At 61.3% G+C, this 12,235-nt stretch carries 12 protein-coding genes; 11 read left to right on the top strand and 1 reads right to left on the bottom strand.

The features are described from left to right. Positions 1-4 precede the first annotated feature (4 nt). The 4 genes from ileS (at position 5) to ispH (ending at position 4,806) form a co-directional block, all read left to right on the top strand. The gene (gene ileS, locus L6D82_RS09045) at positions 5-2,836 is read left to right on the top strand and encodes an isoleucine--tRNA ligase (protein WP_236188790.1); all 2,832 of its coding nucleotides are present in this window, start codon (positions 5-7) and stop codon (positions 2,834-2,836) included. Beyond that, positions 2,829-3,341: a signal peptidase II gene (lspA, locus tag L6D82_RS09040; RefSeq protein WP_074691487.1), complete on the top strand. Its 513-nt coding sequence runs from the start codon at positions 2,829-2,831 to the stop codon at positions 3,339-3,341. The genes ileS and lspA overlap by 8 nt, the downstream gene beginning before the upstream one ends. A gap of 7 nt (positions 3,342-3,348) precedes the next feature. Next, on the top strand, positions 3,349-3,786 hold the full coding sequence (gene fkpB, locus L6D82_RS09035) for an FKBP-type peptidyl-prolyl cis-trans isomerase (protein ID WP_173892710.1): 438 nt from the start codon (positions 3,349-3,351) through the stop codon (positions 3,784-3,786). 75 nt (positions 3,787-3,861) lie between these two features. Then, positions 3,862-4,806: a 4-hydroxy-3-methylbut-2-enyl diphosphate reductase gene (gene ispH, locus L6D82_RS09030; protein ID WP_038361699.1), complete on the top strand. Its 945-nt coding sequence runs from the start codon at positions 3,862-3,864 to the stop codon at positions 4,804-4,806. On the opposite strand, the gene L6D82_RS09025 is transcribed toward ispH, so the two are convergent. Beyond that, the gene (locus tag L6D82_RS09025; RefSeq protein WP_085747716.1) at positions 4,778-5,332 is read right to left on the bottom strand and encodes a GspH/FimT family pseudopilin; all 555 of its coding nucleotides are present in this window, start codon (positions 5,330-5,332) and stop codon (positions 4,778-4,780) included. The two genes, ispH and L6D82_RS09025, sit on opposite strands and share 29 nt — an antisense overlap. A gap of 127 nt (positions 5,333-5,459) precedes the next feature. Here L6D82_RS09025 and L6D82_RS09020 point away from each other — a divergent pair, with 127 nt between their 5' ends. From L6D82_RS09020 to thiO, 7 genes are read left to right on the top strand one after another with little or no spacing between them, the layout of a single operon-like run. Next, positions 5,460-5,933: a GspH/FimT family pseudopilin gene (locus tag L6D82_RS09020; RefSeq protein WP_085747717.1), complete on the top strand. Its 474-nt coding sequence runs from the start codon at positions 5,460-5,462 to the stop codon at positions 5,931-5,933. Beyond that, the gene (gene pilV / locus L6D82_RS09015; RefSeq protein WP_085747718.1) at positions 5,930-6,379 is read left to right on the top strand and encodes a type IV pilus modification protein PilV; all 450 of its coding nucleotides are present in this window, start codon (positions 5,930-5,932) and stop codon (positions 6,377-6,379) included. Before L6D82_RS09020 ends, pilV begins: the two co-directional genes overlap by 4 nt. After that, positions 6,376-7,089, top strand: coding sequence for a PilW family protein (locus tag L6D82_RS09010; RefSeq protein WP_085747719.1), 714 nt, complete (start codon positions 6,376-6,378; stop codon positions 7,087-7,089). The genes pilV and L6D82_RS09010 overlap by 4 nt, the downstream gene beginning before the upstream one ends. A gap of 10 nt (positions 7,090-7,099) precedes the next feature. After that, a complete protein-coding gene (locus tag L6D82_RS09005; RefSeq protein WP_085747720.1) occupies positions 7,100-7,579 on the top strand; it encodes a pilus assembly PilX family protein in 480 nt (159 codons plus the stop codon). Continuing rightward, positions 7,566-10,658 (top strand): pilus assembly protein, encoded by a 3,093-nt coding sequence (locus L6D82_RS09000; protein WP_236188787.1) that lies wholly within the window; start codon positions 7,566-7,568, stop codon positions 10,656-10,658. Before L6D82_RS09005 ends, L6D82_RS09000 begins: the two co-directional genes overlap by 14 nt. A 15-nt stretch (positions 10,659-10,673) precedes the next feature. Then, positions 10,674-11,075, top strand: coding sequence for a type IV pilin protein (locus L6D82_RS08995; protein ID WP_085747722.1), 402 nt, complete (start codon positions 10,674-10,676; stop codon positions 11,073-11,075). A 57-nt stretch (positions 11,076-11,132) separates the two neighbouring features. Continuing rightward, on the top strand, positions 11,133-12,233 hold the full coding sequence (gene thiO / locus L6D82_RS08990) for a glycine oxidase ThiO (protein WP_085747723.1): 1,101 nt from the start codon (positions 11,133-11,135) through the stop codon (positions 12,231-12,233). Positions 12,234-12,235 lie beyond the last annotated feature (2 nt).

Genomic DNA, 12,235 nt, shown 5'->3' with positions numbered 1-12,235 from the left:
TTAAATGACCGACTATAAAGCCACGCTAAACCTTCCGGACACCGCCTTCCCAATGAAGGCCGGCCTGCCACAGCGCGAACCGCAGATCCTGCAGCGCTGGGACAGTATTGGCCTGTACGGAAAGTTGCGCGAGATTGGCAAGGATCGTCCGAAGTTCGTCCTGCACGACGGCCCTCCGTACGCCAACGGTACGATCCACATCGGTCACGCACTGAACAAGATTCTCAAGGACATGATCATCCGCTCGAAGACCCTGTCGGGCTTCGACGCGCCGTATGTCCCGGGCTGGGATTGCCACGGCCTGCCGATCGAGCACAAGGTTGAAGTGACCCACGGCAAGAACCTGGGCGCGGACAAGACCCGCGAACTTTGCCGTGCCTACGCCACCGAGCAGATCGAAGGGCAGAAGACCGAGTTCATCCGCCTCGGCGTGCTGGGCGACTTCGCCAATCCGTACAAGACCATGAACTTCAAGAACGAGGCCGGTGAAATCCGCGCCCTCGCCGAAATCGTCAAGGGCGGTTTCGTGTTCAAGGGCTTGAAACCTGTGAACTGGTGCTTCGATTGCGGTTCGGCCCTGGCCGAAGCGGAAGTCGAGTACGAGAACAAGAAGTCCTCGACCATCGACGTAGCGTTCCCGATCGCTGACGAGGCCAAACTGGCCGCCGCATTCGGTCTGCCGTCCCTGGGCAAACCGGCCTCGATCGTGATCTGGACCACCACCCCGTGGACCATCCCGGCGAACCAGGCGCTCAACGTTCACCCGGAATTCACCTACGCCCTGGTCGACATCGGCGACAAGCTGCTGGTGCTGGCTGAAGAGCTGGTCGAATCCTGCCTGACCCGTTACGGCGTCGAAGGCACCGTATTGGCCACCGCACCGGGTTCGGCGCTGGAACTGATCAATTTCCGTCACCCGTTCTATGACCGTCTGTCGCCGGTGTACCTGGCCGACTACGTGGAACTGGGCGCCGGCACCGGCGTGGTTCACTCCGCACCGGCCTACGGCGTTGACGACTTCGTGACCTGCAAGAAATACGGCATGGTCAACGACGACATCCTCAACCCGGTACAGAGCAATGGCGTTTACGTGCCGTCGCTGGAGTTCTTCGGCGGCCAGTTCATCTGGAAGGCCAACCCGGCCATCGTTGAAAAACTCACCGAAGTTGGTGCGCTGCTGCACACCACCGTCATCGAACACAGCTACATGCACTGCTGGCGCCACAAGACCCCGCTGATCTACCGCGCCACCGCGCAGTGGTTCATCGGCATGGACAAGGAGCCGGTATCCGGCGACACCCTGCGCGTGCGCTCGCTCAAAGCCATCGAAGACACCAAGTTCGTCCCGGCCTGGGGCCAGGCGCGCCTGCACTCGATGATCGCCAACCGTCCGGACTGGTGCATCTCCCGTCAGCGCAACTGGGGCGTGCCGATCCCGTTCTTCCTGAACAAGGAAAGCGGTGAGCTGCACCCACGTACTGTCGAGCTGATGGAAGAAGTCGCCAAGCGCGTTGAAGTCGAAGGCATCGAAGCCTGGTTCAAACTCGACGCGGCCGAACTGCTGGGCGATGAAGCGCCGCAATACGACAAGATCAGCGACACCCTCGACGTCTGGTTCGACTCGGGCACCACGCACTGGCACGTCCTGCGCGGTTCGCACCCGATGGGCCACGAAACCGGCCCGCGTGCCGACCTGTACCTGGAAGGTTCGGACCAGCACCGTGGCTGGTTCCACTCGTCCTTGCTGACCGGTTGCGCCATCGACAACCACGCGCCGTACCGCGAGCTGCTGACCCACGGTTTCACCGTGGACGAGTCCGGCCGCAAGATGTCCAAGTCCCTGGGCAACGTGATCGCGCCGCAGAAAGTCAACGACACCCTGGGCGCCGACATCATGCGTCTGTGGGTCGCGTCGACCGACTACTCGGGCGAGATGGCCGTGTCCGAGCAGATCCTGCAGCGCAGTGCGGACGCCTACCGTCGTATCCGTAACACCGCGCGCTTCCTGCTTTCCAACCTGACCGGTTTCAACCCGGCCACCGACCTGCTGCCGGTCGAAGAGATGCTGGCGCTGGATCGCTGGGCGGTGGATCGCACCCTGCTGCTGCAACGCGAGTTGCAAGAGCACTACGGCGAATACCGTTTCTGGAACGTCTACTCGAAGATCCACAACTTCTGCGTGCAGGAGCTGGGTGGTTTCTACCTGGACATCATCAAGGATCGCCAGTACACCACTGGCGCCGACAGCAAGGCCCGTCGTTCGTGCCAGACCGCGCTGTTCCATATCTCCGAAGCGCTGGTGCGCTGGATCGCGCCGATCCTGGCGTTCACTGCCGACGAGCTGTGGCAATACCTGCCGGGCGAGCGCAACGAATCGGTGATGCTCAACACCTGGTACGAAGGCCTGACCGAGTTGCCGGAAGGCTTCGAGCTGGGTCGCGAGTACTGGGATCGCATCATGGAAGTGAAGGTGGCGGTCAACAAAGAGATGGAAATCCAGCGCGCGGCCAAGGCCGTCGGTGGCAACCTGCAAGCCGAAGTGACGCTGTTCGCCGAAGACGCGCTGACCGCCGACCTGGCCAAGCTGAGCAACGAGCTGCGCTTTGTCCTGATCACTTCGACTGCCACTGTTGCACCGTTCGTGCAGGCTCCGGCCGACGCCGTGGCCACCGAAGTCAGCGGACTGAAGCTGAAGATCGTCAAGTCCGCCTTCCCGAAATGCGCCCGTTGCTGGCACTGCCGCGAAGACGTCGGTGTGAACCCGGAGCATCCGGAAATCTGCGGCCGTTGCGTGGACAACATCGATGGCGCCGGCGAGGTTCGTCACTATGCCTAATGCCGTTGGCCGTTTCGGACGGCTGAGCTGGCTCTGGTTGAGCTTGCTGGTTCTGGTCATTGACCAGGCCAGCAAGTTCTACTTCGAAGGCAAGCTCGAGATGTTTCAGCAGATTGTGATCATCCCTGATTACTTCAGCTGGACACTGGCCTACAACACCGGCGCTGCCTTCAGCTTCCTCGCGGACAGCTCTGGCTGGCAGCGCTGGCTGTTCGCCCTGATCGCGATTGCGGTCAGTGCGGTGCTGGTGGTCTGGCTCAAGCGCCTGGGCCGCAACGAAACCTGGCTGGCCATTGCGCTGGCGCTGGTTCTGGGCGGCGCACTGGGCAACCTTTATGACCGCATTGCCCTGGGCCATGTGATCGACTTCATTCTGGTGCACTGGCAGAACCGCTGGTACTTCCCGGCGTTCAACTTCGCCGACAGCGCCATCACCGTTGGCGCGGTGATGCTGGCACTGGACATGTTCAAAACCAAGAAATCCGGAGAAACCGTTCATGACTGAACAGGTATTGGCTGAGCAACGCATCGGCCAGAACACGGAAGTCACCTTGCACTTTGCATTGCGCCTGGAGAACGGCGACACAGTCGACAGCACCTTCGACAAAGCCCCGGCGACCTTCAAGGTCGGCGACGGCAACCTGCTGCCGGGCTTCGAGGCGGCGTTGTTCGGCTTCAAGGCCGGCGACAAGCGTACCCTGACCATTGAACCGGAAAACGCATTCGGCCAGCCAAACCCGCAAAACGTACAGATCATTCCGCGTTCGCAGTTTGCGGACATGGAACTGTCGCCGGGTCTGCTGGTGATCTTCAACGATGCGGCCAATACTGAGCTGCCGGGTGTGGTGAAAGAGTTCGACGACGCGCAAGTGACCGTCGACTTCAACCACCCGCTGGCCGGCAAGACGCTGACCTTTGACGTGGAAATCTTCTCCGTCAAAGCGCTGTAATTGCTGTTCTTCAGGAGCCGGCTGACCGGCTCCTGTAATGATCCAATCTTTCGCGCGCAAGACACGAGGCACCGCATGCAAATCAAACTCGCCAACCCCCGTGGCTTCTGCGCCGGCGTGGACCGGGCGATCGAAATCGTCAACCGCGCCCTGGAGGTTTTCGGGCCGCCGATCTATGTGCGTCATGAAGTGGTGCACAACAAGTTCGTGGTCGAAGACCTGCGCAGTCGTGGCGCGATCTTCGTCGAAGAGCTCGATCAGGTACCGGACGACGTGATCGTGATCTTCAGTGCCCACGGCGTTTCGCAAGCCGTGCGCACCGAAGCCGCCGGCCGTGGCCTGAAAGTGTTCGACGCCACCTGCCCGCTGGTGACCAAGGTGCATATCGAAGTCGCGAAATACAGCCGCGACGGTCGCGAGTGCATCCTGATCGGCCACGCCGGTCACCCGGAAGTCGAAGGCACCATGGGCCAGTACGACGCCAGCAATGGCGGCGCGATCTACCTCGTCGAAGACGAGAAGGATGTCGCCGAGTTGCAGGTGCACAACCCTGAAAAACTCGCCTTCGTCACCCAGACCACGTTGTCCATGGATGACACCAGCCGTGTCATCGATGCGCTGCGTACGCGTTTCCCGGCTATTGGCGGGCCGCGCAAGGACGATATCTGCTACGCCACACAAAACCGTCAGGACGCGGTCAAGCAATTGGCCGACGAATGCGACGTGGTGTTGGTGGTCGGCAGCCCGAACAGCTCCAACTCCAACCGCCTGCGTGAACTGGCCGAGCGCATGGCCACGCCGGCCTACCTGATTGATGGCGCCGAAGACCTGCAAAAAAGCTGGTTCGACGGTGTCGAGCGTATCGGCATCACCGCCGGCGCCTCCGCTCCGGAAGTACTGGTGCGTGGCGTGATTCAGCAGTTGCAGGCCTGGGGCGCCACCGGCGCCGACGAACTGGCCGGGCGTGAGGAGAACATCACGTTCTCGATGCCTAAAGAGCTGCGCGTTCGCTCGATCTGATCGCTTTATCCTTTCGGCATAACGCCTGTTCAGTCTTTTGGCTGGTCAGGCGTACGCGACCGGTTGCTGCCAGCACCACCTGGAGCCGGCTGACCGGCTCGCGAGCCGAGCATAGATGTAACGTCCCCGCCTGAAACTTCCGGTCCGGCACCAGTGGCTGGCCCAGGCTGCTGAAGCGTATGTAGCGGCTCACCAGCCAGTTGCCGACAATCGGTATCCGTCCGTCACTCGCCTGCTCGATCAGCAATGGATTACCGGCATCTACCGGACCCTTTCCGCTGATATCCAGAATGATCCGCCAGCCCTGACCCCAATCACCGTTGATGCCATGAATCACCACGCTCTGATTGCGCGTGATGGCCATGGTCCGGGCATTACGAATCCCGTCGAGCAAAGACTGCGCGGCCTGCTGCCGCCGGTTTGATTCGGTGAAGTCCGCCAGCGCCGGACTGACCAGCGACAGAACAATTGCGCCGATCGCCAGTCCCATAAGCAGTTCGACCAGACTGAAACCCTGTTGCGGCATGTGCGCCTCCTCCCTGGATTGTGCACGGCGGCGCAATCCGTGCGCCGCACGCGGTAAATCAACCGGCGCATGCCGGTCGAATGTTCTAGGTTTGTACAGGTATAGCCGACGGCAACGGAGGGCATCGATGGATCATCGTACAAAAGGTTTCACGCTGATCGAGCTGTTGGTGGCGCTCGCGGTGTTTGTGATCCTGATCACGATGGCGGTGCCGGCATTCACCCGTTCGGTGCAGGGCAGCAAGGCCGACACCGAGGTCGGCGACCTGCAACGGGCCCTCAATTACGCAAGGCTCGAGGCGATCAACCGGGGCGTCACCACCCGCTTGCGGCCGAGTGCCGGCGGCACGGTCTGGACCGGTGAACTGTCGGTCTACGACAGTACTGGCACTCCGGCCAATGTATTGCGGGTTGTTCCAGCGATGAGCAGCGGCGCGACTCTGACGCTACCCTCTGGAGTGACCGCGCTGGATTTCAACAACCTGGGCGGGCTGGCGGCACCGTCCACGGCGGTGGCCATCAGTTATGTGCTGGGAACGCAAAGCAGGACGCTGAACGTGTGTCTGAACGGACGAATTCAATTGGGTGGAAATTGCGGATGAGGGCAGGGAGCAAGCACGCACAGGAGGGCATGACGCTGATTGAAGTGCTGGTCGCGTTACTGATTCTGACGGTCGGGTTGCTGGGCGCAGCAGCGGTTCAGCTCAATGCGCTGAAGTACACCGACAGCTCACGGATGACCAGCCAGGCGAGTTTCATCGCCTACGACATGATGGACCGGATCCGTGCCAATTCGGGCGCCGACTACACTGTCACGCCGCCGACTACGGGCAACCTGAGTGTCGCCCGGGATCAGGATCTCTACGACTTCACCACCAACATCGTCAATTTTGGCGGACCGACCGCCACCGGCAGCATCACCCTCAATCAGCGCGTGTACACCATCACCATCACCTGGAGTGACGCGCGTGCTGCCAATACGACCAGTGCAACCCGCAGCTTTGTGCTGACCAGCCGCGCTGCGGTCGATCCGGTGGCCACGCCATGAAGCGCAAAAACCTGGGCTTTGGCCTGATCGAAATGCTGGTTGCTCTGGCGCTGGGGTTGATCGTGGTACTCGGCGTGGTGCAGATTTTCCTGGCGGCGAAGAATACTTACGTCAGCCAGAACAGTGCGGCCGCCATGCAGGAAGACGCGCGGTTCGTGTTGAGCAAGATGATTCAGGAACTGCGCATGGTGGGTATGTTCGGCTGCCTGGGCACGATTACCGATTCCAGCTCGGCGGGGGATTTCAATACGGCGCAGATCACGCCGATCAGCTGGGACAACGCCAACCTCAAGCTGACCCTGGTTACCGCCGATGTCGGCAGTGCGGGCGGGACACCGACCTGGACCGTGGTCTCCGATTGCCGCAACAGCGCCACCGCTTATACCGGCGCGCGGGCGGCGGCGACGGGCCAGATCGCATTTCCGATCCGTCGGCTGGTCTACAGCTTCAGCAACAACCAGATTCTGATGGGCACCGGCAGCGGTAACCCGGCCCAGCAGGTGCTGGTGAACAACGTCAGCGCGTTCACGGTGATGTTTGGTCTTGCGAGTTCCGCGACCGACGTGGCGGCGTCCACCTACAGCGCCAACCCGGGTGATCCGGCGCGGATCCGCAGCGTGCGCCTGAGCCTGACCCTCACTGACCCGAATAACCGGGTCCGCAATCAAACCTTCAACGTGGTTGCCGCCTTGCGCAACCGCTTGCAGTGAGGGGCGAGCGATGAACGTTTCTCTCCATCGGCGACGGTCCCAGGGCGGCATGGTGTTGCTGGTCAGTCTGGTGTTTCTGCTGCTCCTGACGGTGATCGGCCTGTCATCGATGCAGAGCGCCAACCTGCAGGAAAAAATGGCTGGCAGCGTGAGCCTGCGCAATCAATCGTTCCAGACTGCCGAGGCGGCACTGCGTATCGGTGAAAGTGCGGTGCAACTGGACGGCTACGCGCTGGCGGTGTGCGCCAGCACCACTCAATGTGCGCCGCCGGCGGAATCCTCGGTGGTCAGCGCAGCGGGGCTCAACTCCACGTCGGGCGTGACCTGGATCGCCGCTGGCAGCGGGTTTTACGGAGTGCAGAACATCGGCACGACCCTGACGGCGGTGAATGTGCCGAGCAACACCTCGGCGACTTTGTACAGGGTCACGGCCGTCGGCATCGCCGGTACTTCGCGCAGTGTGGTGGAGAGTGTTTATGCTAAGTACTGAGCGACGCTTCAAGTGGCTGTCGCTGCTGCTCGGCATGCTGACCGGGCTTTATCTGGCTGCACCGGCGTTTGCTTTCACGCCGTCCGATTCGCCGCTGTTGAGCGCGGCGGCCGTGCCACCGAACGTGATGTTGATGATCGACGACTCGGGCAGCATGAACAGCATCATTTATGCGACGGGTTTTGATCCGACCGTGGATCGCACGGCGGCCCGCCAGTGCAACGCGGTCATCGGCCTGTGCCTGAGCTCAACTGCCATTACCGGCGATACGATCTTTCTGTCGAGCCTGCCAACCTCCGGCTGCTCCGGCGGTGCCTATGCGTTCTACAACAACAGCCTGACGCCGCTCTGCCTGAAGCTGCCGGATCCGGTGGGCAGCGGCAACACTCGCTATTCGGCGGATTACATTTCCTATGTGGTCGGGCTGGCGATCAACAACGGCACACGCGACTTCACCACCGGGGCGATTCCCAACGATTACCGGATCAACGTGGCGCGCAACGTTTCCACCGCACTGGTCACCAGCAACCGCAACTTGCGCATGGGTCTGGCCACCTTCAACCCGGCCACCAGCAATAACCCTGGCAACGGTGGTTTCATTGCCCGCTCCATCAGCGACCTGTCACCGGTCAGCGGCAGCGTGACCCAGGCCCAGGCCGACACCAACTACAACGCACTGATTTCGTCGATCAACGGCCTGAGCGCGGTGGCCAACACGCCGCTGGCCGAGACCTACTACGAAATCACCCGCTACATGCGCGGGATGGCGCCGTACTACAACAGCACGCCGAGCACTTACACCAGCCCGATCCAGTACCGCTGCCAGAAAAACTACGGGGTGGTCATCACCGACGGTTTGCCGACCTACGACCGAACCTTTCCGAACAATGACCCGCTGGGTGGCAGCCGCTTGCCGAACTGGGACGGCATCAACAATGACGGGAACAACCTGAACGGGGACGGGGAGGGCGATACGCTGTATCTGGACGATATCGCCAAGTTCGCCTTCGATATCGACATGCGTTCGACCGGTACCGACGCGGCAGGCAAGAGCTGGAATGCGGTGGATTTTCCCAGGCAGAACATGAACACCTACACCGTGGGTTTTACCGCTTCCAACGACATGCTCTCGGACGCCGCCGATTACGGACAGGGCCGCTACTACCAGGCGACCGACAGCGCCGGCCTGAATGCCGCGCTGTCTTCGGCGTTGAGCGACATCACCTCCAAGGCCGGCTCCGGCGGCAGCGGTGTCGCCAGCGGCACGACGCTGGCGAGCGGCACCAGTTATTTCCAGACCAGTTATGACCCCAGGGACTGGCGCGGCACGATCAAGTCCTTTGGCTTCAACTCGGCCGGGGCGGTCAATACTTCGGCGGTATTGTGGACCACCGACACCGCCATCGTGCCCGGCGCTACCGCGCCGACCTACCAGTCGTGGAACACCCTGAACAACGCGGCGGTGACGCTGGCCTACGGCAACTTCTCCCCGGCCCAGCAGACCGTTCTCAGCCAGGGTTTACCCGTCGGCATCAGCGGCATCGACCTGGTCGAATGGAGCAAGGGCACCAACAAGGCCGGGCTCAAAGTGCGCAGCGTATTGCTCGGGGACATCATCAACTCGCCGCTCGTATTGGCTTCGCCCACGGAAAAAACCGCTTCCGATCTGGCCGGTGACACCACCTACAGCACCTACCTGACCACCAAGGCTTCGAACATGAATGCCAGCCTGGTGGTGAACGCCAACGACGGTTTTGTCAGCGTCATCAACTCGGCCAACGGTACCCGGCGCTATGCCTACATGCCGTCCAGCGTATTGCCCTCGCTGCGCCTGATTGCCGATCCGAACTACGTCAACGGCGTCAGCCACAAGTTTCTGGTGGATGGTCAGATCGGTGTATTCGACGCGCAATTCGGCACGGCGTGGAAAACCCTGGCCATCGGCGGGACGGGTGCCGGCGGCAAGACTTTCTATGGGCTTCAACTGTTCGACGCCTCGGCGGGCAACGTCATTCGAGCCTTGTGGGAAGTCAGCGCGCCAGCCACCGCCAGTACTTCCAATGCATTTAATGATCTGGGTTACGCCTATGCCCGTCCGGAAGTGGCACGCTTGGCCGATGGTCGCTGGGCGGCGTTCATTGCCAACGGTTACGGCAGCAACTCCGGGGTGGCGGCGCTGTATGTGCTGGATGTGCGTGACGGCTCGCTGATCAGGAAAATCGTCATCGACAGTACGGAAACCACCAACGGTTTGTCCTCGGTGAAGCTGCGGGTCAATTCGCAGAACGTGGTACAGGCCGCATATGGCGGTGACTTGAAGGGGCGGTTGTGGAAATTCGACCTGAGCGCCACGTCGTCCGACAGCTGGGGCGTAGCGTTTTCCGGCAGGCCGTTGTTCACCACGGCTGGTGGGGCGACTCAGCCGATCACCGCGCAACCGTTGCTGGCGGACAATGCTCTGGGCGGCAAACAGATTTTCGTCGGCACCGGCAAATTCAACGAAACTGCCGACAAGACCAACAAGGATTTGCAGGCGTTCTATTCGGTGTGGGACGCCGATGGCGGGTCGGGCCAGATCACAGTCAGCAGTTTGCAGGCGCAGGCGATTACCGGGGTGTTCTCCGGCAGTACCGGGCAGTTCGTCACCACCAGCCAGAACGACACGACCTATCCAGCGGAGAAGGGCTGGTACCTGCCGCTGGTGTACAACAACGCGTTGACCGGCGAACGGGTGATCAACCAGGCCAGTCTGGTGCTGGGACGCATCGTGTTCACCACGGCCAGTGTCGATACCACCGACCCGTGTTCCAGTTTCGGTACCGGCAAACTGATCGAACTCGATGCGTTCAGCGGTAAGATGCTCAACTACGCGGTGCTCGACACCAACGCTGATGGCGTGGTCGACAGCAACGATACGATTTCCAGCGGCGTGGTGTTCACCGGCGGTATCCCGACCCTGAACGCCATCGTCAACGGTGCATCACGCAAGGTCGTGAACGATTCCAGTGGCGGTATCACCACCCTGGTGGAAAAATCCGGCGGCGGCAGCCGTCGTATCATGTGGCGCCAAATTCAGTAAGCGAGAGTTCGAGGCATGCGCAGATCCAACCGAGGTTTCACCCTGATCGAAATCATGATCGTGATTGCGATCATAGGTATCGTCATCACCATCGGCTATCCGAGCCTCACCGAATACGTGAAGAAGGGCCGCCGTGCCGACGTGGTCAGCAATTTGTCGGAACAGGCACAGATCCTCGAACGCTTCTATTCGAAGAACAACGTCTACACCGGTGTCACCGGGTTGAGCACTGGCAACGATTTCTACACCATCACGCCGACGATCACCGATCAGGCCTTCCTGCTGACTGCGACCCGCAAGACCGGCACGGCCATGGCCACTGACAAGTGCGGGGATTTCACCCTCACCAACACCGGTGTCAGAAGCATGAACAACGCGACCACCGGGCTGACCACCAAGGATTGCTGGGGCCGCTGAGCCGCTTTATTTCGGGCGCCATTTGCGCCCACTGTCTTTTTTACGGTTGGATCAAACATGACCAGGCAACAGCAAGTGGTGATTGTCGGTGGCGGAGTGATTGGCCTGCTCACCGCGTACAACCTCGCCTCCGAGGTCGGCAGCGTGGTGCTGCTGGATCGTTCGAACGTCGGCCAGGAATCGTCCTGGGCCGGCGGCGGTATCGTCTCTCCGCTGTACCCGTGGCGCTACAGCCCTGCCGTCACCGCGCTGGCGCACTGGTCGCAGGATTTTTATCCACAACTGGGCGAACGCCTTTTTGCCGATACCGGGGTCGATCCCGAAGTGCACACCACCGGCCTGTACTGGCTGGACCTGGATGACGAATCTGAAGCGCTGGCGTGGGCCAAAAGGGAAAACCGCCCACTGCGGGCTGTGGATATCTCGGCGGCGCATGATGCGGTGCCGGTGCTCGGTGGCGGTTTTTCCCGGGCGATCTACATGGCCGATGTCGCCAACGTGCGCAATCCACGGCTGGTGAAGTCTTTGAAAGCGGCGTTGCAGGCGCTGCCGAACGTGACGATTCACGAGCAGTGTGAAGTCAGCGGGTTTGTCCGTGATGGCGAGCGGGTGGTAGGCGTGCAGACTTCCACGGGTGTGATCGCTGGCGATCAGGTCGTTTTGACCGCAGGCGCGTGGAGCGGCGAATTACTCAAGACTCTGAATCTTTCCCTACCGGTGGAGCCGGTGAAGGGCCAGATGATTCTCTACAAGTGCGCGGCGGATTTCCTGCCGAGCATGGTGCTGGCCAAGGGGCGCTACGCGATTCCGCGCCGCGACGGGCATATTCTCATCGGCAGTACGCTGGAGCACGAAGGCTTCGACAAAACCCCGACGGACAATGCGCTGGAAAGCCTCAAGGCATCGGCGGTCGAACTGTTGCCGGCGCTGGCCGATGCCGAAGTGGTGGGGCACTGGGCCGGGCTGCGGCCGGGCTCGCCCGAAGGCATTCCTTACATTGGCCGGGTTCCGGGTTTTGACGGTCTCTGGCTGAACTGCGGGCATTACCGCAACGGGCTGGTGCTGGCGCCTGCATCCTGTCAGTTGTTTGCCGATGTGATGCTGGGGCGTGCGCCGATCATTGATCCGGCGCCGTATGCACCGGCCGGACGGATCTAGTC

It is taken from the genome of Pseudomonas paraglycinae, from assembly GCF_021601625.1.
Classification (GTDB): domain Bacteria; phylum Pseudomonadota; class Gammaproteobacteria; order Pseudomonadales; family Pseudomonadaceae; genus Aquipseudomonas; species Aquipseudomonas paraglycinae.
Note: the sequence above shows the minus strand (reverse complement) of the source record. Positions and strands in the feature narration are given on the sequence as shown.